At 59.4% G+C, this 21,815-nt stretch carries 17 protein-coding genes; 10 read left to right on the top strand and 7 right to left on the bottom strand.

All coding sequences use genetic code 11. From position 1 onward, the window contains the following. Positions 1–117 precede the first annotated feature (117 nt). The 4 genes from rfbC to rfbA all read left to right on the top strand — a co-directional run bounded on the left by rfbC (position 118) and on the right by rfbA (position 3,511). Positions 118–684: a dTDP-4-dehydrorhamnose 3,5-epimerase gene (rfbC, locus tag TL5118_RS20200; protein ID WP_058244411.1), complete on the top strand. Its 567-nt coding sequence runs from the start codon at positions 118–120 to the stop codon at positions 682–684. Further along, complete coding sequence (gene rfbB, locus TL5118_RS20195; RefSeq protein ID WP_058244412.1) at positions 681–1,730, top strand: dTDP-glucose 4,6-dehydratase; 1,050 nt, start codon at positions 681–683, stop codon at positions 1,728–1,730. The genes rfbC and rfbB overlap by 4 nt, the downstream gene beginning before the upstream one ends. A gap of 64 nt (positions 1,731–1,794) precedes the next feature. Next, positions 1,795–2,643, top strand: a complete 849-nt coding sequence (gene rfbD, locus TL5118_RS20190; protein ID WP_058244413.1) for a dTDP-4-dehydrorhamnose reductase — start codon at positions 1,795–1,797, stop codon at positions 2,641–2,643. Continuing rightward, the gene (gene rfbA / locus TL5118_RS20185) at positions 2,636–3,511 is read left to right on the top strand and encodes a glucose-1-phosphate thymidylyltransferase RfbA (protein WP_058244414.1); all 876 of its coding nucleotides are present in this window, start codon (positions 2,636–2,638) and stop codon (positions 3,509–3,511) included. Before rfbD ends, rfbA begins: the two co-directional genes overlap by 8 nt. Positions 3,512–3,536: 25 nt before the next feature. On the opposite strand, the gene TL5118_RS20180 is transcribed toward rfbA, so the two are convergent. Next, positions 3,537–4,088, bottom strand: coding sequence for an NUDIX hydrolase (locus TL5118_RS20180; RefSeq protein WP_058244415.1), 552 nt, complete (start codon positions 4,086–4,088; stop codon positions 3,537–3,539). A 106-nt stretch (positions 4,089–4,194) separates the two neighbouring features. Between TL5118_RS20180 and TL5118_RS20175 the strand changes: the two genes are divergently transcribed. After that, complete coding sequence (locus TL5118_RS20175; RefSeq protein ID WP_058244416.1) at positions 4,195–5,247, top strand: glycosyltransferase; 1,053 nt, start codon at positions 4,195–4,197, stop codon at positions 5,245–5,247. Between the two features lie 9 nt (positions 5,248–5,256). On the opposite strand, the gene TL5118_RS20170 is transcribed toward TL5118_RS20175, so the two are convergent. Then, positions 5,257–6,108 (bottom strand): ABC transporter permease, encoded by an 852-nt coding sequence (locus tag TL5118_RS20170; RefSeq protein WP_242601831.1) that lies wholly within the window; start codon positions 6,106–6,108, stop codon positions 5,257–5,259. Positions 6,109–6,203: 95 nt separating this feature from the next. On the opposite strand from TL5118_RS20170, the gene TL5118_RS20165 reads away from it, so the two are divergent. From TL5118_RS20165 to TL5118_RS21010, 3 genes are all read left to right on the top strand, one after another. Further along, on the top strand, positions 6,204–7,505 hold the full coding sequence (locus TL5118_RS20165) for a KpsE/RkpR family capsule polysaccharide export protein (RefSeq protein ID WP_179945297.1): 1,302 nt from the start codon (positions 6,204–6,206) through the stop codon (positions 7,503–7,505). Between the two features lie 23 nt (positions 7,506–7,528). Next, positions 7,529–8,185, top strand: coding sequence for an ABC transporter ATP-binding protein (locus TL5118_RS20160; protein ID WP_058244417.1), 657 nt, complete (start codon positions 7,529–7,531; stop codon positions 8,183–8,185). Between the two features lie 131 nt (positions 8,186–8,316). Next, positions 8,317–9,465 carry a calcium-binding protein gene (locus TL5118_RS21010; RefSeq protein WP_082626349.1) on the top strand — a complete coding sequence of 383 codons (1,149 nt, stop codon included), beginning with the start codon at positions 8,317–8,319 and terminating at the stop codon, positions 9,463–9,465. 96 nt (positions 9,466–9,561) lie between these two features. On the opposite strand, the gene TL5118_RS20150 is transcribed toward TL5118_RS21010, so the two are convergent. Further along, positions 9,562–11,769 (bottom strand): M10 family metallopeptidase, encoded by a 2,208-nt coding sequence (locus TL5118_RS20150; protein WP_058244418.1) that lies wholly within the window; start codon positions 11,767–11,769, stop codon positions 9,562–9,564. 247 nt (positions 11,770–12,016) lie between these two features. Between TL5118_RS20150 and TL5118_RS20145 the strand changes: the two genes are divergently transcribed. Further along, positions 12,017–13,153 (top strand): UDP-galactopyranose/dTDP-fucopyranose mutase family protein, encoded by a 1,137-nt coding sequence (locus TL5118_RS20145; protein WP_058244419.1) that lies wholly within the window; start codon positions 12,017–12,019, stop codon positions 13,151–13,153. Positions 13,154–13,164: 11 nt separating this feature from the next. Here the strand turns inward: TL5118_RS20145 and TL5118_RS20140 are convergent, their stop codons facing one another. The 4 genes from TL5118_RS20140 to TL5118_RS20125 form a co-directional block, all read right to left on the bottom strand. Beyond that, positions 13,165–15,021 carry a hypothetical protein gene (locus tag TL5118_RS20140; protein WP_058244420.1) on the bottom strand — a complete coding sequence of 619 codons (1,857 nt, stop codon included), beginning with the start codon at positions 15,019–15,021 and terminating at the stop codon, positions 13,165–13,167. Beyond that, on the bottom strand, positions 15,021–16,073 hold the full coding sequence (locus TL5118_RS20135; RefSeq protein WP_058244421.1) for a hypothetical protein: 1,053 nt from the start codon (positions 16,071–16,073) through the stop codon (positions 15,021–15,023). Before TL5118_RS20135 ends, TL5118_RS20140 begins: the two co-directional genes overlap by 1 nt. Before the next feature lie 47 nt (positions 16,074–16,120). After that, entirely contained in the window at positions 16,121–17,278 is a 1,158-nt protein-coding gene (locus tag TL5118_RS20130; RefSeq protein WP_058244422.1) for a hypothetical protein, read from the bottom strand. Between the two features lie 184 nt (positions 17,279–17,462). Next, a complete protein-coding gene (locus TL5118_RS20125; RefSeq protein ID WP_058244423.1) occupies positions 17,463–20,549 on the bottom strand; it encodes an FG-GAP-like repeat-containing protein in 3,087 nt (1,028 codons plus the stop codon). 112 nt (positions 20,550–20,661) lie between these two features. Here TL5118_RS20125 and TL5118_RS20120 point away from each other — a divergent pair, with 112 nt between their 5' ends. Next, a complete protein-coding gene (locus TL5118_RS20120; protein ID WP_058244424.1) occupies positions 20,662–21,798 on the top strand; it encodes a glycosyltransferase family 25 protein in 1,137 nt (378 codons plus the stop codon). Positions 21,799–21,815 lie beyond the last annotated feature (17 nt).

Below are 21,815 nucleotides of genomic sequence, written 5' to 3'. Positions count from 1 at the left end.
GGCGTGCTCGGATACCCGTGCGCCTGTTTTGAGAGTGTTTTGATAAACATGTGATGGGCGTATAGGCTGCCAACAGATCAACTACGTCTGTTGAGACGGCATGTGAAGGAACCTGTTTTGGAGCTTAGGAAAACGTCCCTCCCTGGTGTTGTGGTGCTGACGCCGCAGCGGTTTGGCGATCATCGCGGGTTCTTTTCGGAGAGCTGGAACCGGCGGGTGCTGGAGGCGGCGGGGCTGCATTTGCCGGAGTTTGTGCAGGACAATCATTCGATGTCGCTTGAGGTTGGCACCCTGCGCGGGCTGCATTTTCAGGCGCCGCCCCATGCGCAGGGCAAACTGGTGCGCTGTGGGCGGGGCCGGCTGTTTGATGTTGCTGTGGATATCCGCAAAGGCTCCCCCACTTATGGGCAGTGGGTCGGCGAAGAGCTGAGTTATGAAAACGGTCGCCAGTTGTGGATCCCGGCGGGCTTCCTGCATGGGTTTGTCACCCGTGAGCCCGATACTGAGATCATCTATAAATGCACCGATCACTATGCGCCTGACTGTGACGGTGCGGTGCGTTGGGACAGTTGTGGTATCGACTGGGGGCTGAAAGTGGATCCGGTGCTGTCTGAAAAAGACACTATTGCACCCCAACTCGCCGATTTTGACAGCCCCTTTACCTATGAAGGAACGCAGGCATGAAGCTCCTGGTGACCGGCGGCGCCGGATTTATCGGTTCGGCAGTGGTGCGTCAGGCGGTGCAGGCGGGCCATGAGGTGGTGAACCTGGATGCGCTGACCTATGCCGCCTGTCTGGACAATCTGGCATCTGTAGCAGACAGCCCACTTTATCAGTTTGAGCAGGTCGATATCCGTGATGGCGCGGCGGTGGCGGCCTGTTTCCAGAAACACCAGCCTGAGGCGGTGCTGCATCTGGCCGCCGAAAGCCATGTGGATCGCTCGATCGACGGGCCGGCGGTGTTTATGGAAACCAATGTCATGGGCACTTTTCACCTGCTGCAGGCGGCGCGCACCCTGTGGGAGGGGCAGGGCCGTCCGGAGGGGTTTCGTTTCCAGCATATCTCCACCGATGAGGTCTATGGCTCCCTGCCCAGCGATCCTGAGGTGATGTTCACAGAAGACACCGCTTATGATCCGCGCAGTCCCTATTCCGCCTCAAAAGCGGCCTCGGACCATCTGGTGCGCGCCTGGGGCGAGACCTATGGCCTGCCGGTGCTGCTGACCAATTGTTCGAACAACTACGGGCCCTATCACTTCCCCGAGAAGCTGATCCCGGTGATCATTCTGAACGCGCTGGCTGGGAAAGAGCTGCCGATCTATGGCGATGGCAGCAACATCCGCGACTGGCTTTATGTGGAAGATCACGCCGATGCGCTGCTGACGGTGTTGCAGAAGGGCACAGTCGGGCGCAGCTACAATATCGGCGGCGAGAATGAGCGCACCAACCTGCAGCTGGTGGAAACACTTTGCGCCATATTGGATCGCAAACGCCCGCTGAACAGTGGTTCCTATGCGGATCAGATCACCTTTGTCACCGACCGCCCGGGCCATGATGCCCGCTACGCCATCGACCCGACCCGCATCCGGGATGAGTTGGGGTGGCGCCCGTCGGTCACCGTCGAGGAAGGGCTGGAGCGTACCGTAGACTGGTATCTGGACAACAGTGCCTGGTGGCAGGCGCTGCAGGGGCGTGATGGTGTGGGCGAACGGCTGGGGGTGAAGGCGTGAGAGCGTTGGGGAATTTGCGCCTCCGGCAGGAGTATTTGGGGATCGTTGAAAAGGGCACGGGCAGGTGATTTTGGTCTTTGGCAGATCTGGTCAAGTGGCGCGGGAGCTGGCGGCGCTGGCCCCGGACGCGCGGTTTCTTGGCCGGGCTGAGGCCGATCTGAGCGATCCTGCCGCCTGTGCCGCGCAGATCATGGCGCTGCGGCCCGCTGTGGTGATCAACACCGCCGCCTACACCGCCGTGGACAAGGCCGAAGAAGAGGAGGCGCGGGCCACCGTGGTAAACGGGGAGGCGCCGGGCGCCATGGCGCGGGCCTGCGCTGAATTGGGCATTCCGTTCCTGCATATCTCCACCGATTATGTGTTTGACGGGCAGGGCGATCAGCCGCGCGGCGCTGATGATCCTGTGGCGCCGCTCAATGCCTATGGCCGTTCAAAACGGGCGGGTGAGGTGGCGGTGGCCGAAAGCGGCGCAGGCTATGCGGTGTTGCGTACCTCCTGGGTGTTTTCTGCTCATGGCAATAACTTTGTCAAAACCATGCTGCGCCTGTCTGAAACCCGCGACCAGCTGACGGTGGTGGGGGATCAGATCGGCGGCCCAACCCCGGCGCGCGCCATTGCGGCAGCGCTACTGTCGCTGGCGGGGCAGATGCAGGTGGGGCGTCCGAGCCGCGGCATCTACCACTTTGCCGGTCAACCCGCGACCAGCTGGGCGGAGTTTGCGCGCGAGATCTTTCACCAGGCGGGCCGTGCCACTGAGGTCAGCGATATTCCGGCCTCGGACTATCCCACCCCTGCCGTGCGGCCACTGAATTCCCGGCTGGATTGCGCTGATTTAGAGACTGATTTTGGTATAAAGGCCCCGAATTGGACGCAGGGGCTGGCAGAGGTTTTGAAGGATTTGAAACATGGTTAAGCGCAAGGGCATCATTCTGGCCGGCGGTTCGGGCACGCGGCTTTATCCTTTGACCATGGCGGTCTCCAAGCAGCTGATGCCGCTCTATGACAAGCCCATGATTTACTACCCGCTGACGGTGCTGATGCTATCAGACATTCGTGAGGTGGCGGTGATTACGACACCGCAGGATCAGGCTCAATTCCAGCGGCTTTTGGGGGATGGCAGTCAATGGGGCATGCAGCTGACCTATATTGAACAACCCAGCCCCGATGGTCTGGCGCAGGCCTATATTCTGGCCGAAGCGTTCCTGGATGGCGCGCCTTCGGCGATGGTGCTGGGGGACAATATCTTCTTCGGTCACGGGCTGCCGAACCTGTTGAGCGCGGCGGATGCGCAGCCGTCTGGTGGGACGGTCTTTGGCTATCACGTGGCGGACCCTGAGCGTTACGGCGTTGTGAAGTTTGACAACGATGGCCGGGCCGAGAGCATTGTGGAGAAGCCTGAAGTGCCGCCGTCAAACTACGCGGTGACCGGGCTTTATTTCCTGGATGGTGACGCGCCGCAGCGCGCGCGTCAGGTGCAACCCTCGGACCGGGGGGAGCTGGAGATTGCCACCTTGCTGGAGAGCTATCTGGTTGAAGGTCAGCTGTCGGTGAAAACCATGGGACGCGGCTATGCCTGGCTGGACACGGGCACCCATGCGTCGCTGCTGGATGCAGGAAACTTCGTGCGGACCTTGGTTGAACGGCAGGGGCTGCAAGCCGGATGCCCGGAAGAGATTGCCTTTGAAAAAGGCTGGATCGATGCCGCCAAGCTGGCGGAGCTGATTGAGCCCTACAAGAAGACCACCTACGGCGCATATTTGCAGCGGTTGCTGGATGCGTGAGGCCTTGGTCGAGGCCGTTTAGGGCCTACGCCTTATGCAGTTCGGCCAGTTTGGTCTTTGCCAGACCCCAGCCCGCGACATGGTGGATGACCCCAAATCGGCCTTCAGCGAGGGCTGTATCGACCTCAGATTTGGTCATCTCCGCATAAGAGAAATCTTCCAGATCGCCGGGGTTTGGGGCGGTGGTTTGGTGGCAGCCGGTGGCCAGGAAATAGTGCCCGGTGCAGCCGCCCTGATTGCCGTTGTCGACATAGCTGCCGAGGGAATAGAGGGCGGCAGGTTCCAGCCCGGTTTCTTCCAGCAATTCGCGCCGGGCGGCTGTTTCAGGATCTTCGCCTGTTTCAATAAACCCGGCCGGAAAGCCCAGAACCTTGCGGCGGGGGCCGTGTTTATATTGATCGATCAGCATCAGATTGCCGTTTCCCAGCACCGCCACCACCAGCGCAAAGGGGCGCAAATCGACCTGATAGAAGTCATCGATGACCTCATCCGGGCGGATTTCGATCCGTTCCTGACGCACCCGCAAAAACGGTGGCAGATCCAGCAGGGTTTTGCTGTCCAGTGTTTTCCAATCCATGACGCGGCTTTCTAAGCGATTTGTTATCGTTGAGACTGCCAGCCTGCGGTAATGCTGCCAAGCGGGTATGGCGAATTTGTATGAGGTTTGACTTTGTCCGCGAGATATGGCCGAAGAGAGCAAGGCCACCAACAGCGAGAGCGATGTGATAGCACCATTGAAGAACCCCGCTGCAGGCGCGGCGCTGCGGCTGGCGGCCGTTGTGGTCACCTACAACCGGTTGGATCAATTGAAGATCACCGTTGCCAGATTGCTGGACAGTGCGGCTGACGCGTTGGATACGCTTGTGGTTGTCGACAATGCCTCAACAGATGATACGGCCCGCTGGCTGTCTGAGCAGGCGGATCCACGCCTGCGGGTGCTGCGGTGCAAGACCAACGAAGGCGGGGCTGGCGGGTTTGAGGCGGGGCTGCGGTTGATCCGGGATGAGATCGATCCGGATTGGGTTGTGGTTATGGATGATGATGCGCGGCCCAAGCCCGGGACATTGGAGGGCTTTGTGGCAGCTGAACGCCCGGATGATCTGGCGGCGGCGGCGGCGGTCTATTTTCCCAATGGTCAGATCTGTGAGATGAACCGTCCCTCGGTCAATCCGTTCTGGCGACCGGCGGCTTTTGGCCGGACCCTGTGGCGGGCGCTACGGGGCAAAGGGCGTGATGGCTATCACATTCCGCGTAAGGCCTATGCAAGTGAGGCACCGACGGAGATCGATTTGACCTCCTTTGTTGGCCTGTTTCTGTCGCGCCGTATGCTGGCCGAGGCAGGTCTGCCTGATCGCCGGCTGTTTCTGTATGGCGATGATGTGATCTACACGCTTGGCTTGCGGCGTGTTGGCTTTCGGATCCATTTTGAACCGTCGCTGGTTTTTGAGCATGATTGCTCAACCTTTGCCAATGATCAGAAGCGGGTCTTTGATCCGCTGTGGAAGGTCTATTACAGCTACCGCAACGGCCTGGTGATGTATCGCCGCGCGGCTGGCCTGTTGTTTTGGCCGCTGATGGTGCTGGCGGCGAGCAAGTGGTTTCTGATTGGCCGGCGCTACGGGGCGGATCGGTCGGTTTATAACAAGCTCTATCGTCGTGCGGTGCGTGACGCTGTGCGTCAGGATTTCTCGCTCAGCCACGCTGAGGTGCAGGGGCTTGTTAATCCGGAACCCTGACGCGCCGGGTCAGCGATGGCTTAGAATGAAGCGGTGATAGCGGCCAAGCAGGAGGACGCCAAAGAACAGCGGCACCAACCCTGTGATCAGGATGTAGAGGATCGAGACGTGGTTGGGGTGATAGGTCGGGTAAAATCCCGTCCGGAACAGGTCCAAAACATGCAGTATGGGGTTGTACCACAAGATGTCCTGAATGGCAGGCGGCAGGTCACCGTAGAGGAAGAAGACCCCTGACGCGATGAAGAGGGGGCGTGTGGCGATGGACCAAACTGTGTTCCAGATCGGCAGCAACCCACCCAAGGCAGCGTTTAACGCGCCCCAGCCCAAACCCTGCAGACACAGAAGGGCGGTGGCGATCAAAACAGGTTCGAAATCGGGGCGGACACGCAGACCCGCGAAAATGATGGTGCCTGTGATGAGAATGCCCATCACCAGAATGTTTGTCAGAGCGTTAAGCAGAAACCGTGCCAGCAGGGCTTCGACCCAGGTCACGGCCGGGAACTTCAACAGCGCCTTGGAGTAGTTGAGCGCATTCCCCACGGACCGTGACAGGTTTTGGAAGATGCCAAACGGCACGATCCCGGTGGCGAAAAACATTAGAAAGCTGGTGCCAAGCGGTGGGCTGCGGACCATCAGCGAAAACCCGATTGCCATAATCAGCATGCCGCCCAAAGGTTCCAGAAGCGCCCAGAGATAACCCCCCGGTGACCGCCCATAGCGCGTCGACATTTCCCGCAGGATCAGGGCCAAGGTCGTGCGGCAGCTGCGCAGGATCAGAGGGGACGACTTCACTGAGGACATTGGCGCCAACGGGGCCATTGGTTCTGTTTGCAGATCGGGCAGGGTTTCAGTTTGCGACATTAGTGTTTGCACCGGTCAGGAATTCTCGGAATAACTATGCATGAGTGCGCGGTGGGATTCAAATCCCCCGAGGCCCGAAGAAGGCCAAGGAACAGGTGGATAAAAAATTGGAAAACAACAACAATAATCCACGCGCTGCAGAAGCCCAGCCGGTTCAAGCTGAGGCAGGTGGCACCGAAGGGTCTAACGCGGCGGGTGCAGGCCCTAAGGCAGGGCCACCGCCGGGCAAGGGACGGCCGGGCGGCAAAAACGGTCCACCGAAGGTGCGCCCCGTGGCGACGCCGGTGCGGATGCGCCGCCGTCACTGGGGTGTTTTGCTGAGTTTTGTGCTGTTTGTTCTGGCGCCGCTTGGGGCCGTCACCGGCTACATGTATTGGGTGGCCGAAGATCAATATGCCTCCACCACCGGGTTCACCGTGCGGCAGGAAGAAGGCGCCAGCGCCACCGAATTGATGGGTGGTCTGGCAGCACTTACCGGCACGTCGTCGTCGCCGGATGGCGATGTGCTTTATGAATTTATCCGCAGCCAGCAGATTGTGCGCCGGATTGATGAACAGCTGGATCTGCGCACTTACTATGCCACCCGTTGGGGCAGTGACCCGGCCTTTGCGCTGTGGCCGGACGCCACGATTGAGGATTTGCACTGGTTCTGGGAACGGGCGGTGCGGGTGTCCTACGATCAGGCCAGCGGCTTGACCGAGTTGGAGGTGTTGGCGTTCGACCCGGAAATGGCGCAGCGGGTGGCGCAGGCGGTTGTTGATGCCAGCCAGATCATGGTCAACGAATTGAACGCAGGCGCGCGGCAGGATGCGATCCGCTATGCGGCGGCCGATCTGGAGGATGCCTTGGCGCGTCTTCTGCGGGCGCGCCAGGAGATGACATCCTTCCGGACCCGTACCCAGATCGTGGATCTTGAGGCGGACCTACAGGCCCGGATGGGGGTCATGGGGAACCTGCAGCAGACCCTTGCGCAGGAGTTGATCGCCTTTGACGAATTGCAGCAATCAACCCGGTCCACCGATCCCCGTCTGACACAGGCCCAACGCCGAATTGAGGTGATCCGTTCGCGGATTGCAGAAGAGCGGGCCGGCATCGCCGCCACCGAGGTTTTGGGCACCGGTGAAGACTATCCGACCCTGATGGCCGAGTTTGAGGGCCTGCTGGTGCAGCGTGAGTTTGCAGAAAGCTCCTACCGGGCGGCGCTGACGGCCTATGATGCAGCGCAGACCAATGCGGTGCGTCAAAGCCGTTATCTGGCGACCTATATTCCGCCCACCCTGGCCGAAAGCCCGCAATACCCGCGGCGCAACATGATCATCGGCACGGCGTTTCTGTTGTTGATTTTGGGCTGGGGTATTCTGGTGCTGGTCTACTATTCCATTCGCGATCGCGGCTAAGGTCCGGGCGGGAGGCATCGGCGATGATCCGGTTAGAAAACCTCACCAAGAGTTTTTGGGTCAATGGCCAGCGCAAGGTGGTCATCGACAATCTGAACCTGACCCTGCCAACCGGCGCGTCACTGGCGCTGTTGGGGCGCAATGGTGCGGGCAAATCCACATTGCTTGAAATCATTGCCGGCAACCTGCCGCCCGATTCGGGCCGGGTGGTCAGCGATGGCGTGATCTCATTTCCCGTCGGGTTGGGCGGTGCCTTTCACCGCGATCTGACAGGCGCGCAAAATGTGCGGTTTGTGGCGCGGATCTATGGTGTCGACACCCAGAGCCTGGTTGAATTCGTGGAAGATTTCGCCGAGCTGGGGCCACATTTCAACGCCCCTTTGCGCACCTATTCATCTGGCATGCGGTCCCGGCTGGGGTTTGGCGTGTCGATGGGGATCCGGTTTGACACCTATCTGGTGGATGAAGCGACCTCGACCGGGGATGCGGCGTTTCGTGCCAAAAGTAAGGCTGTGTTCCGCGCCCGCATGGCCGAAAGCGGTTCGGTGATGGTGAACCATAACTTAAACGAATTGCGTGAATATTGCGATGCTGGGCTGGTGTTGGAGCATGGCCAGCTGAGCTATTTTGACAATGTCGATGACGCGATTGCCTTTCACGAAGAACAGATGGCCCGGTAACGCACTCAAGCCGCCCCGCCGAAAATTTCGCTAAATTTTTATCGCAACGCCGCCTTTGCGCCGCATGAGCGGCCTGTCTTTTGCCGGTTCGCGCTGGCAGGGTGATCCCAACGAAGTGGAGTTGGGGTTTCATGGTGGATTTGGTGCAAGGAACGGGCGCGCTTTGGGCGGCCTCTTTGGCGGGGCTAGCGCTGGATGTGCGTGATCTATTGGTGGTGCAGACCAGCGGCGGGCCGCAGCTTTTGGGTCTGACGGGGGCGGTGGGGGCCAGTGGCGGTGGGCTGATACGGCTTGGGGCGGATGGATCTGTCCTGCAGACGCTGCCACACAGCAGCGGGCTCAGCACGGCGCTGTCAGAGGATCTGCAGCTGCTGACCGATGGGTCGGGGCAGGGGCATCTGGTGGTTGGTGTTGATGGGGCCGGGCGGTCGGTTGCCTATGACTGGGCGGCAGACGGTCAGATCGGTGATCTTAACTCCCTGCCTGTGAGTGGCGGTAGCTTGATGCCCAATAGTGCGGTGATGACCAGTATGGAGAATGGCGATGTCCTCTATGCGGTGATGGCGGACGGTGGGTTGGGCAGGCTGGGCGCAGAGGGTGCTGGTTATACTCTCTGGTCAGTGACCTATGATGATGGCGGTGACCGTTTCTTTGGTGATGCGGGCGATGATCGTATTTATGCCGGCAATGGGTTTGACCATATTTACGGCGGCAGCGGCAATGATTTGATCTATGGCGGCGACAAGGCGGATCAGGTCTGGGCCGGGTCTGGCGATGATACGGTTTACGGCGGCAAGGGCGCTGACAATGTGCTGCTGGGGGATGGCAACGATATCTTTTACGACCGGGGTCAGGGCGGCACCGCCGGGCAGGATCGGGTGCAGGCCGGGGCTGGCAATGACACGCTGCTGGGGCAAGGGGGCGCCGATCTGCTGGAGGGCCAGAAAGGCTATGACTGGATCGAAGGGGGCATCGGTTGGGACACGCTGCGCGGGGGCAACGGGTTTGACACGCTGATCGGCGGCAATGGCAATGACCTGCTGGAAGGTGGGGAGTTGGCCGATGTCTTTGTGTTCCAGCAGGGCAGTGGCGCCGATACGATCAGCGATTTTGGTCTGGGCAATGACCGGCTGCAGCTGGACGTTGGGCGCAGCAGCCTGGCGCAGCTCTCACCGGTGGAAGAGGCGGCTGGGCTGCGCCTCAACTGGGACGGTGGATCGGTGCTGTTGCAGGGGATCTCGCTTGCGGATTTGGACGCTGGGGATTTGGTCTTTCTCTGAGCTTAGTCTCTAACCCGGCCCAAAGGTTCTAATCCGGCCGCACGGTGACAGCCGGGTCAGCGCGATTTTGAGCAGCAGGTTTCAAAACCCTGTGGCTTAGAAAATCGACAGGTCGTCGCTGAGTCCGGTGAGGCTGGAGATATTTGTCAGCGTGATGGTGCCCGCGGCGCTGAAGTCAAAGACCACTTGACCGTCCACAACCGACGCATAGGTGCTGACCACCTGCGCCGCGCTGAGCGTGCTGCCGCCCCAGAGCGTATCGTCAAACTCCAGTGCGTCGGTGCCGGTGACGTAATCGACGATACGGTCATCCTCAATAACCGAGCCGTTGAAGATAAAGGTATCCGCCCCAGCGCCACCGTTCACGGTGTCATCACCGCCGCCAAGATGGATGGTGTCATTGCCGCCCCCGGCCCAGATGCGATCGCCGCCATGCACGCCGGTTTGCGCATTGTCGAGGTAGGTGTCATTGCCATTGCCCAGATAGGCGCGGTCCCGGCCATTGTCGCCCGAAAGGGTATCATTGCCGTTGCCCCCCCACATGCGGTCATAGCCGTTGCCGCCATATTGCACGTCATTGCCACCACCAGAGCGGATCGAGTCATTGCCCTGCCCGCCGCTGATCGTGTCCATGCCGTTTTCGCCGCTCTGGCTGGTATCCCAATAGGCGTCATTGCCATTGCCAAGATCGACGGTATCCCGGCCCATACCGCCCCAAACGCGGTCATTGCCGTCGCCGCCCGACAGGTTGTCATGGTTCCAGCCGCCATAGAGGCTATCGTTGCCATCCCCGCCGATCAGCGTGTCATTTCCGGCCTCACCATAAAGGACGTCACTGCCCGCAGCGCCATCGATCTGGTCATTGCCGGCGCGGCCCCAGACGCGGTTGTCAGCGCTGTTGCCCAGAACCGTGTCATGGCCGGACCCGTTGATCAGCTCCTCCAACACGGTGCCACGGGCGATGCCGATGTTGCCGGTCAGCCCACCCACATCCGAGAAATGCTGATCCCGCATGTCGATCGCGTTGTTGGTGGTGGAGAAGTTCAGATCCAGCCGGTCGGTGCCACCCTGATCAAAGATGGTGAAGGTGATCGCGCCGCCGCCATAGGCCGCATTTGTGCTGCCGCTGGACCAGGCCGAGAACATCTGTCCCCAGTAGCCGCCCAAATTGCTGTTGGCGCCCCAGGTGGTGTTGCCGGCGGTGATGCTGCTGGCACCGGCTGCCCCGTAAAGATCCTGCACCGCGATGATATCCGCCATCATCGCCGATACGACAGCGGCGCGGCTGGCGTTGGTGTTCGGGTTTTCCGTCTGATCGAAGTAGGACATCACCGAAAGCTGCCAGCTGTCATTGGCAAAAAGCGCATCGCTGGCAAAACTGGCGCTGCCATTGTAGTTGCCCTGATGGCCCAGACCCAGCGCATGGCCGATCTCGTGGATATAGGTGGCAAAGGAATAGCTGTCAGTGCGGGTGCCGTCGCCAGCGATCCAGTTGCGGCTGACATTGATATTGGCGCTGATGGTGTTGCCGCCCGAGGTCGAGGAGGAGGCATAGGCGCCGCTTTGTTCGTCATCAAAGGTGATCTGGCCGCCGCTAGAGACTTCACGGAAGTCGAGGTCAGCCACCATTTCCCAGGCTTCCAGCGCCCAGCGGGCAAATTGCTGCCCTTCGGCGGTCAGACCGGTCAGGTTGACGGTGATTTCATTGCTGCCCGAGGTGTTGAAGGCGTGGCGACCATAGCCCTGATCCTGCCAATAGCCATCGGTGAGGTAGCCCGCCAGCGTGTCCAGCTCGGCCCCGCGCGAGGTGGTCACCTTCAACTGATAGGCCCCGGTGCTGCCGTCATCAAAACTGCCAGCCGCGATGTAATAGGTGCCGCTGGTTTCCGCCGTATAGACCAGCCGCGCGTTCAGCCCGCCGCCGCTGTCATCATCATAGGCCAGCTGGCTGCCAGTGGCATCGTAGAGCCGCAGGTAGGGATCAGACAGCCCGCCGCTGAGCCCGGTCTGGTAGAAACTGTAGGTTTCGCCCGCCTCCAGCGTGATGGCGACCCAATCGCGGTCCCCGGCGCTGTCGATGCTGCCGTTGAAGGTATCATCAACCGACATGCTGTAATTGGTGGCTGTGCTGGCGCTTGCGTCATCGCCTTCGCTGATCGTGGCGCGGCTGACAATCGTTCCATCTGTTGCCAGATCACCCGCATCTGTGCCCCAGAGCGCGGGGTCAAAGGGGCTGTCACTTTGGCCGCCGTCGACGTGGCGGGCGGGGTCAAAAGTCTGGGTGACGGAACACATCAGGCACATGGCGGGGGGATCCTTGTTTCTGTCCTTGGGCCTTATTTTACTGGATTTCGCGGCCGTGACGAAGACGGGATTATGGCGATGAAGAGGCCAGTCTTTTGAATGCGTCGATAAACTTAAGATCCTGTTAAGCGATGCGACTTATACGGGATGTGGCTGGCGCGGCTGTGGTCTGGACGGCGGCGGCTCACTGTGGGACAGTCAGGCCAAAGGGGTCGGGTGGCCTAAGGACAGGGCAGGGCGGACAGCGATGAACATTCTCTTGGTTGGGGCCGGGCTGTCAGGTGCGGTGATCGGGCGGCAGCTGGCAGAGGCCGGGCACCAGGTCACCATTTTTGAAGCGCGCGATCATATTGCAGGCAACTGCCACACCGAACGGGACGCGGACACCGGGGTGATGGTGCACCGTTACGGACCGCATATCTTTCACACCGACGATGCCGAGGTTTGGGGCTATGTGGGCAAATTCGCTCGCTTTCTGCCCTATCGCAACCGGGTGAAAACCACGGTGGCGGGACAGGTCTACAGCCTGCCGATCAACCTGCACACCATCAATCAGTTCTTCGGCACGGCGATGCGCCCGGAGGAGGCGCGCCGCTTTATTGAGGATGAAAAAGCCGACACCTCAATCACCGATCCGCAAAGCTTTGAGGATCAGGCGCTGCGCTTTGTTGGGCGCGACCTCTATGAGGCGTTTTTCCGCGGCTACACGCGCAAACAATGGGGCATGGAGCCGTCGCAATTGCCGGCCTCGATCCTGAAACGGCTGCCGCTGCGGTTCAACTATGACGACAATTACTTCGCGCATCGCTTTCAAGGCATGCCCGAGGAGGGCTACAGCGCCATGGTCGCGGCGATGCTGGCGCATGAGGGAATCACCCTGCATCTGAACACGCCGTTCAAACGCGGGATGGCGGCGGGCTTTGACCACCTGTTCTACGCCGGGCCGCTGGATGGGTTCTTTGACAATCAGCTGGGGCGCCTGGGCTACCGGACGCTGGATTTCGAAGAGTTCCGCCATGACGGTGATTATCAAGGCTGCGCCGTGATGAACTACGGTGATGAGGATGTGCCGCACACCCGGATCACCGAACACAAACACTTCTCCCCCTGGGAAGAGCATGAGGGATCCGTCCTCTACCGTGAAACCGCCCGGGCGGCCGGCCCGGACGACATTCCCTATTATCCGATCCGCCTGTTGGAGGAAAAAGCGCTGTTGTCGGACTATGTGGAACTGGCGCAGGGCTGTGCGGGGGTCACATTTGTCGGGCGTCTGGGCACCTATCGTTATCTGGATATGGATGTGACCATTCGCGAGGCGCTGGATGCCGCCGCGCATTTCCTGGAGCACGGCACCTGCCCGGCCTTTCTGACGCCGCCGGTGTGAGCGAGGTAAGTTTAGGCGGATTTGCTGGCCGGTTCCGGCTGCTCCGACTGTGCGTCCGGGGCCAGGCCCAATCGGGCGCGCCAAAATTCCCCAGTGGTGAATTTTTTGTAACCTGACTGCCATTCGGCCTCATGCCGGGCCTTGTGGCGCAGCAATTGCCAGGTTGCCGCCGCAATCCGGCGGGTCAGGGCAAAGCCGCGGCGTTTGTCATGGTGCAGGTGATAACACTGACCGTCCTGCGTGACATAGGTGAGATGCGCCGACCCCCAGACCAGCCGCCGATTTCCCCGCAGCCGGGCGGGCAACACCCGGGTTGCGCCAAACCGGTCAAACCCCGGCAGGAAATAGCCGTTCAAGGTAAGCTTCATCGCCAAAACCATCCAGCGGGGCGGCGGTTTCGGTGCCTCCTCAGCGGTTACGCCGGGCGCGGCAGGTTGCCACCGCTCCACCTCGGTCAGGCGGGCGAAATCGGCACGGCGATGGCGCAGATCCGCCTCGGCGGCAAAAAATTCAGGCCCGCGCAGCACATCTTCGAGGGCGATCGCAATCGCTTCGAGGCTTTCGTAATGGAAATTGAGGAAAGAGCGGAGATGAAACCGCAGCATGATCTGGCCCAGTTTCCACGCGGGCAGCCGCATGTTTGGCAGGGCCAGGTGATGGGCCAGATGGCTGCGCAGATCCAGATAGACGGTCAGCGGGCTTTCCTTGCGGGTGAAATCCTCATCCTGATGGGCCATGACGCCGTTCAGGGTCACGATGTTGAAGTCATGCACCAGGCTGAAACTGACATCATCACCACGCACAAAAAACGGAAAAGGCAGGTGCCGCATTTCCGCGATGGGGAAGGCAAAATACCACCAGCCGCCGTAGAAATTATCAGGCCGTGGCTGGGCGCTGATCTGTTCAAGCATGGTTAATTCGCCAGGATCACGCAGGTCGATGCCACCTTGTTGCGGGCGACAGATCCGGTCAAACAGCGCGCCGTTTTCCCACAGGCACCAGGGGCGTTTGGATTCGGCCAAGGCCCCGGCGACAGCGGTGGCAGGATCACGGGCATGGGCCAGAAAACTCCATGTGCGGTCCAGCGCGGCCATGGGAATTGCGGCGTCGTCATCCATGAAGAGGCAATGGCTGACCCCGCGCGCCTGCGCCTCCATCGCGCCACGGGCAAAGCCCCCGGCGCCGCCCAGATTTTCGTTTTCAATCACGCTGATCTGCGGGTGCTGCAACAGGTCCGGCGGCAGTGCCCCCGAGGCGCGCAGGCTTTGATCATTGTCGATCACAGCCAGCTGCAGGTGACCGCCGATCTGGCTGCCCTGCAAATAGGTGGCAAAGCGCGACAGGCTGGCCTGCAGCGCCTCAGGACGTCGGAAACTGGTGATGACCAGCAGCATGTCTGGCTGTCGCTGGGTGGCATCGGGGCTGATCCAATCGGCGGCGGTCAGTTGCGCCGGCGCCGTGGCGCGCAGCACAAAGGCCAAAAGACCGCTGGCCTCCTCCGCATCTGGGTCAAGCTGATCAAGCGGCAGGTCCAGCGTCAGGGGCTGGCCGGGTTCAAGCGTGATCTGACGTTCTAGAATCGGCGGCACCTCAGGCGGGTGCCCCATTTCAAAGATTTCCAGGGTGAGCTGCCCTGATCCCTGCAAACGAAGCTGCAAAGCGGTCAGATCACAATGTTCCCGCCAACGGGCCAGATTGAACAGGTTGCCGTAGGTGTCAAAACCTGCCCAGCCCCCCGCCGCACCAAACTGCAATCCGCGACCGTCCGCGTCCAGCGCCACATCGCCGTGCAGCCGCAACCAAAGATCCGGGTCCGGGCAAAGCGTTGGGTCCGGCCAGATCAGGGATTGGAGCGGCGCATCATGCATCAGCTGACCTTACGGGCCGTTTGAGGTGGCGCTGTTGGTTTCGGTTCTCCGGGGGCTTTCAACATATCGTCCAAAACAAGCTGGGTGATGAAAGGCACGACGAATTGTTCCATAAGTTCGCTGCTGTCTGACGGGATTTTCAGTTCCGCCAGCGGGGTGTCATCGGCGGGCAGTGGATCCCTGAACAGATCGTCCCGACCGAAATATCGCTGTGCAACGGCTGCGTTGCCTTCTGCATATTCCGAAAGGATCTGCCGCCGGTGGTCCGGTTTCAGCAAGCGTTCACTCTGGCGACCGCAATGGCCAAACACTTCTTTATCTACCCGCTGGAGGCAGTAACGCACCAACTCACGCTGCTGTTCAGGGATCGCATCCATCGGTAGGTTGCGGATAAACTCAACCATCGTGGCAGAAAGGGAGCCGTTGAGGTGCTGCGGCTGACTGAACGCGCTGAGGTCCTTCAGACCCATCAAGCGACAGAACGCATTTACTGGACCATCGGGTAGCTGACCGGTTTCAAAGGGGAGCAGGCTGATGTTTTCCTGGCCAAAATGCCCTTCAATCATCCGGAGATGCTGATCGTAATGCGCCCAATGGAAATCGCCGCGGCGCTCCAGGAATTCGTCGAAGGTCAAATGGGCGAGTTTAGGGTCCCATTGCCATTTGATGTTTTGAAAATACCAGCTTTCCAGCCAAAGATCCTGTCGTCGCAATGCAAAGATGATTTTAACATCAAAGTGCTCTTTCAAGGCGTCGATCTGGGTCAAGTCTTTGCGTTGGCAGATCGCTTCGTCTGTGATGAAAACACTATGCTGTTCGACGCCATGTTTTGCTTTGTGTTGGGTCGCTTGAGTCTGCAGATCTTGGACAAACTTGCCCATTGACAAATTGCCGCTGAACAACCTATGCATTAAGGTATCATGACGGCGGCGACCATTGGCTGAAAAATAACCTTGTTTTGCCAAAGGGCCGGCGTTCTTCTGCAGAAACGACTGAATCGAAGTTGTGGCGGTTCGCTGGTTCCCGATATGCATATACAGGGTTTTGAGCATTCAACTTGCCTTCTTTCGCAATTGATCGGCCTTCTGTTGGCACAAGACTAGGAGGTCTTGCAATCTTTGTGCGGCTGCGAATTGCTTCGCATCGGTCCGATGAGCGTTTGTTTTCTACGGTTAGGCAACCAGTCGCGCAGTAGATGCGCAACGGATTTTTCATGTTTTGGCAGATCTGCCAGAATAGCATCCAGCGCCGGGCGCAATTCCTTTTGCACCTCCGGTGACAAAGGGGGCGCTGCCGGGCTCTCCGTCAGGGGGGTTAGGTTTGTTTCAACATAGTGGCGGAATGTGCCTTCTTTGATTTCAGTGTCCTTGCCGCTGCGAGGATAGCGGTCAAAGCCTTGATGAAAGCCTTCAAAATTTGGAAATAGTTCAACCAGCTTGTCATTTTCTGCGGAAAATGTGGTCAGGAAAGCTGCGGCCTGCGACCTTGTTGGTAGAAACGGTGTTGGGTCGTCTGAGGGCCAGCCGTTATCGACCAGATCTGCCAGGCGCACGTTTTTGACGCCCATTTGCCTGATGTTCAGCAGCAGACGGATGGGCATCGCGCCCAAGCTTTCGTTGATCCGACCAACCTGCCAGGGCAAATCCAGGCCCAACAGGTCAAAAAAATCAGCGGCGGCATCGCCTTGATGGAGGGCAGGCCGGTGGTAGTGCCTTAGTTGAATCTGGGAGTCAGGCAGCGCCTGTTGCCACTGTGCCAGCTTGCTGGCGAAGCTTAAATAACGGCGCACGGCTGGGGTGAGCGCAGGTAATGGGTCAGCTTCAAGCCCAAACAGACGTGCAGATTGCACCGTTTTTGCTGATTGTGCTTTTTGCGAATTGGCCAGCTCATCCTGCCGTCTGAGATAGGCGACCACATGAACCTCATCGAACAGATCCCCAATCATCGCGCAGAAGTTTTCAATGTCGACGCCATCAAGGAAGAACAGGTCTTCCATAGAAAGGATAACTGTATGGGCGTCAGGGGGGCTTAACCTGTTGCGCAGCTGCTTCATCCATTTTGGATCAAATTTGAACCGTACGTCCGGCCCCTGTGGTCCGTACTGAAAACACTGCCCCCAATTCAACGGCTGCCCTGGTTCAAAAGCAAAATCCCATCCCTGTGCGCGCAGGGCGTCCAGGTTGTTGTGGCAGGCGATTTGGATCGCGCTTGAGCCCGTTTTATGGGCGCCGATATGGAGGTAAAGCGTTTTGGTCATTGCGCTCCGATTTGGGTTGGGCGGTTTTCATTGCAAGTGGGGGCGAGCGGGTTTGAGTGTTAGGCAGGGCCAAAGTAAGATCACTACCGTAGTCTTACTGTAACGCTGGTTAGCAAAAAATGAAAACACTTGGATTTTTTAGGCCCTTAGCGGCGCGCCCTTGTCGCCGTGACCTGTCGCCGGGTTAGCGGCGTTCCACCAGATAACGCTGGCCGGCGGGGAAGGGACCTGGCAGCTGATCTGTATTGCCATCGGGCCAATGGATTTCTAACGCGCTCACCTCCGCGGCAGGGCCAAGACCAAAGTGCACCTCGGGGGCGTCAAAGCTCATGAAGCCGCCGCCCAGCTGGATTTCGCGGCTGAGGCGCTGGCCATCCGGCAGCACCGCCGTGACCACCGCGCCAATGCCGTCGCGGTTGCCGCGCTGATCGCTCAGCCGCAGCACCAGCGCATGGGCGCCGTCGCGCCCCGCCATGGTGTTGCGAAACACCACCAACGGTCCGTTCACCGGGTGGGCCACCAGATCCAGATCGCCATCGCCATCGATGTCCACCTGGGTGGCGGCGGCGGTCATCAGGTAATCCTCCAACCCGAAGGGGCCTGAGGCCTCGGCAAAGCCACCATCGCCCTGATTGTGGAAAAAAAGGTTTGAGGGCGAGACCTCATTCGGGACCCAAGTGCCATTGACGATATAGACGTCAAGATGGCCATCAAGGTCGGCGTCAAACACTTTGGTATCCCAGCTCCAGCCGCCCACCTCCAGCCCGCGGGCCACGGCAGTGTCGGCGTAGGGCGCGCCTGCGTCCGGCTGTTCCAGCAGCACATTGGCGCGCAGCCGCTGCGGGTGGGTCAGGGCAATTTCGTCGGCGGTAGGCTGCCGGGTGGGTTTGAAATGCAGGTCGCAATAGGCGCGTGGGATCACTTGTGAGGCCGGGATCAGCGCGCAGACCTTGGCGTCGCGTTTCTGGATCGCCAGATCCTTGACCAGCATGGCGCGGCATTCTTCGGCATATCGTCCGGTCAGCTGCTGGCAGCGTGCCGCATAGGTGGGGTCAAAGTTGTTGCCGGATTTATACCAGTCCTTGATCGCCATGTTCTTGGCGCAGATGGCCTTGGCCGCGGGGTCTTTGATGGCGTCGCAATACTGCTCCAACGGCTGCATCTTCAGCCGTTCCGACACGCCCGAGGCGCGACCGGCGATCTGGGCCATGTAGACCTCGGGCTGGCCGTCATTCATTAGATCGGCCACTTTCAGCGCCATGGTGGTGGTGGTGGTATAGGGGATCATCCCGCTGGCATGGTCGATCATGGCAAAGCCACCAGCGCCATCGCCGCGGTAGAAATAGTCGGGGATGTCGAAGTCATTGCCGACCAGCAGATCCGCCGCCCCGTCGCGATCAAGATCAGAAAACAGGATGCTGAGGGTTTCCCCGGGCAGGCCGGGCAGATCGGTGTACTGCGCACCGGTGAAGGCCTGGCCCGCACCGGGGTTCCACAGCAGCCGGTTGCGGCTTTCCTCACCCGGAATGCGGCGGTACCAACCTGCGGCCCAGTTGCCCAAAGCCACATCCAGGTCACCATCGCGGTCCACATCGGCAAAGCTGAGCGCGAGCGTCAGCGGCGTGTCGGCACGGTTCTGCACCGGCTGCGGCGGGCCGGTGAACTGGCCGCCCTGATTGAGCCAGAGGAAATTGCCCTCCAGATAGCTGGTCAGAAACAGGTCGCGCCAGCCGTCATTGTTGAGGTCGACCAGAACGGCGTTGAAGATCTTGCGCTCGGCCAGCGGGCCCAAATCGACACTGATCCGGCTGAACTGGCCGCTGCCGTCATTGGCATAGAGGTAGAGGCCAACCTCAGTGGAGGCGACAACCAGATCCAGATCGCCGTCATTGTCGATATCGCCCGAGGCCAGGCTGCGGCCTTCCCAGAATGGGGGCCACATGTCACGCATGGTGAATTCAACCGGCTTGTCGATTCCGATCTCCCGCGCCTCCTGGCGGATGAAGGTGCTTTGCCCGTCGCTGTGGCCTTGAGGCGGGTTCAGTGGTGTGGCGGTCACGGTGACAGATGGGGTGTCGGCCATCGCTGCGCCCCAAAGCGCGGGGACATGGTCACCGGCATCGCCCTGCAACAGCAGCTCCAGCGCTTTCTCGCTCTGCCAGCGGTGATAGGCATCGGTGCCCAGCCCGGCACCAAAGCCTGCCAGAGCCACCGCAAAGGTCAGGCTGAGCGCCGCGCGTTGGCCCAGAGACGTGGCCATAATGAAGTAGGAATAGACACTAAAGCTGCCCAAAGTGAACAATAGCGCCATGACATAACCCTGGCTGAGCCCGGTCGCCAGCAGCCCGCCCGCCATCACCACATCAAAGCCGATCGGCACCGGCAGGAAGACCCCAACCAGCACCACCAGCGCCAAAACCAAGGCGGAAAACTCCAGCCCCAGGATCAGCTCCCCCGGCAGCAGCACAGCTACCAAGGTGCCAAGGAACCCCGCCAGCAACATCAGCGGCACGGTCAGTTTGATGATATACCAGAGGTTTTTGACATAGTCGCGCGCCACCGCGATTAGTGCCGGCAGAAAAGCTTCGGTTTCGGCTGGGATAGAGCCTAATTCAGCCGCGCTCCAGGCCTGCGGGACCGGTGCGGCACTCAGCTGTGCCTCTGGCGGCAGTTCCTTTTGCGGCAGCAGCCGCGCCACGAGCGGGACCACAATCAGGATCAGCCCCAGCGACAGGGCAATTTTGGTCAGCGCCATATAGGTAGGCAGCAGCGAAAACGCCATGGTCAGCACCACCACATTCAGGGTGGGTGAGGCGATCATCGCCGCCATCGTCGTCTCAGCCCGCATCCCGGCCGCATACATCCCCTTGGCAATTGGCGCGGCGCAGTTGACGCACACCCCTAAAGGCGCCCCCAGCCCCAGACCCAGCAGCGCATTGCTGAAGCCGCCGCGAAAACTGCGGCTGGTCAGATTGGCCGCAGCAGTCAGAAAGGCGGCGGCAAAGAGGATGCCGAAGGTCATGCCTTTCTTATTGGTGTCGATCCAGTTGAGGGTGGAGAAAAACAGCCGCTCCGCCAGCCCCATATCCCCCGTGATCTCAAACCGGGCCTCAAACGACAGCGCGTCCTCCAGCTGCAAAGCGCCCGACATCATCGCCTTTTCATTCAGCGACGGATAGCGCGAGCCGGTCCAGAACAACCCCGCCAGCACCACAAGGATCAGCAGAGACAGAAAAAACCGGGTACGGTGAGTGGGGGCGATGAGGGGCATAGTTAAAGGGTTGGCGGCTTTTCACATTGCGTTTTCGAAAGAAGAAATCGTAGGTGTCATTGTAGTGCAAGACCTAAAAGCCGGCTGATGAAGGTTGAATAGGAATGGAAAAATGATGGGCATTAATGACTACTTCTGGTCCGACTTATTTGACAAAATCTATGTTGTAAGCTTGCCGGAATCCAAAGATCGGCGATCGTATGTTGCCGAACACCTAAAAGGTGTGGGGATAAGGCAGTTTGAGTGGTTTGATGCCTGTGGGCCCGATCATCCTGATGTTAAATCACTTTTTGAGCAACAGAAAGTGCGGCAGTTTCCGCCGTGTTTCCGCTGTGGCAAGCTTTCTTGCGGTAGCGATGAGTGTAATAACATATTGATTCCTCAGCAAGTGGCTGTTTTTGCGACGTATTTACGTTTGTGGCGACAAATAGCTTCGTCAAATGAAACCGCGCTGATTTTGGAAGATGACGTCAGGATCCACGAACAGTTTGCACCTGTCCTATCGAAGTTGAAGCATTGGGTTGATACGGGAGAGCTGGAATTTGAGGCAAAGACGCCGAAATTGCTGCGTCTCGGTTGGGCCTATGGTTCTGATCACGAAGCTGCCAGTAAAGACGTGCGAGTTTCGCAAGAGATTCGGATGGCGAACCCCTGTCATGCAATGACCTCTGCCTTTGCTCGCATTGTAATAGAGAAGTTTGAAGATGTTTCTCATACCGCGGATGTTTTCCTGCATCGTGACGTAGCCGAGGATCATCAGGCGGTGACAATTTTTCCACCTATAGCCTCTGAATTGTCTTGGTCCGTTGGCAGCTTGCCATCATTGATTCATCCGAAAGCGAAGCGGGTCGATTACCTTATTGAGCAAGGTCTGAGGCAGGAGGCTGACGATTACCAGGAGTCAATTCGACACCATAGAAACCACATCTATCACCGGAAGTTTCTCATTGTGGGGCATCCTCGTACAGGAACAGGGTTTGCAGCCAGCTTGTTGCGGCAGATGGGTTTTGACATTGGCCATGAGACGGATGGCGTTGATGGAGTTGCTTCTTGGATGATGTCGGTAGACGATCCTAAGAATCCTTGGGCAGGTCATCCTATTGCCGAAAGGCGCAGCAATTTGTTTTGGGACCATTGCTTACATGTTGTCCGAAACCCCATGACCGCTCTCCCGGCAATCACAAGGGAGAACCAATACGCTCCTAAATCATTAGGGTCAGGACCCATTGATTTCCGCGTAGGGGCGTGATTCACAGTTCGAAAAAC

Source organism: Thalassovita autumnalis, assembly GCF_001458255.1.
Taxonomy (GTDB): domain Bacteria; phylum Pseudomonadota; class Alphaproteobacteria; order Rhodobacterales; family Rhodobacteraceae; genus Thalassobius; species Thalassobius autumnalis.
The sequence above is the reverse complement of the archived record's forward strand: the minus strand, read 5'-3'. Positions and strand labels throughout refer to the sequence as shown.

Bases quoted from the DNA above. Each gene is read 5' to 3' on its own strand.
- rfbB (WP_058244412.1), top strand. From the start codon at position 681: ATGAAGCTCCTGGTGACCGGCGGCGCCGGATTTATCGGTTCGGCAGTG.
- rfbA (WP_058244414.1), top strand. From the start codon at position 2,636: ATGGTTAAGCGCAAGGGCATCATTCTGGCCGGCGGTTCGGGCACGCGG.
- TL5118_RS20180 (WP_058244415.1), bottom strand. From the start codon at position 4,088: ATGGATTGGAAAACACTGGACAGCAAAACCCTGCTGGATCTGCCACCG.
- TL5118_RS20175 (WP_058244416.1), top strand. From the start codon at position 4,195: ATGGCCGAAGAGAGCAAGGCCACCAACAGCGAGAGCGATGTGATAGCA.
- TL5118_RS20170 (WP_242601831.1), bottom strand. From the start codon at position 6,108: ATGTCGCAAACTGAAACCCTGCCCGATCTGCAAACAGAACCAATGGCC.
- TL5118_RS20160 (WP_058244417.1), top strand. From the start codon at position 7,529: ATGATCCGGTTAGAAAACCTCACCAAGAGTTTTTGGGTCAATGGCCAG.
- TL5118_RS21010 (WP_082626349.1), top strand. From the start codon at position 8,317: ATGGTGGATTTGGTGCAAGGAACGGGCGCGCTTTGGGCGGCCTCTTTG.
- TL5118_RS20150 (WP_058244418.1), bottom strand. From the start codon at position 11,769: ATGTGCCTGATGTGTTCCGTCACCCAGACTTTTGACCCCGCCCGCCAC.
- TL5118_RS20145 (WP_058244419.1), top strand. From the start codon at position 12,017: ATGAACATTCTCTTGGTTGGGGCCGGGCTGTCAGGTGCGGTGATCGGG.
- TL5118_RS20140 (WP_058244420.1), bottom strand. From the start codon at position 15,021: ATGCATGATGCGCCGCTCCAATCCCTGATCTGGCCGGACCCAACGCTT.
- TL5118_RS20135 (WP_058244421.1), bottom strand. From the start codon at position 16,073: ATGCTCAAAACCCTGTATATGCATATCGGGAACCAGCGAACCGCCACA.
- TL5118_RS20130 (WP_058244422.1), bottom strand. From the start codon at position 17,278: ATGACCAAAACGCTTTACCTCCATATCGGCGCCCATAAAACGGGCTCA.
- TL5118_RS20125 (WP_058244423.1), bottom strand. From the start codon at position 20,549: ATGCCCCTCATCGCCCCCACTCACCGTACCCGGTTTTTTCTGTCTCTG.
- TL5118_RS20120 (WP_058244424.1), top strand. From the start codon at position 20,662: ATGATGGGCATTAATGACTACTTCTGGTCCGACTTATTTGACAAAATC.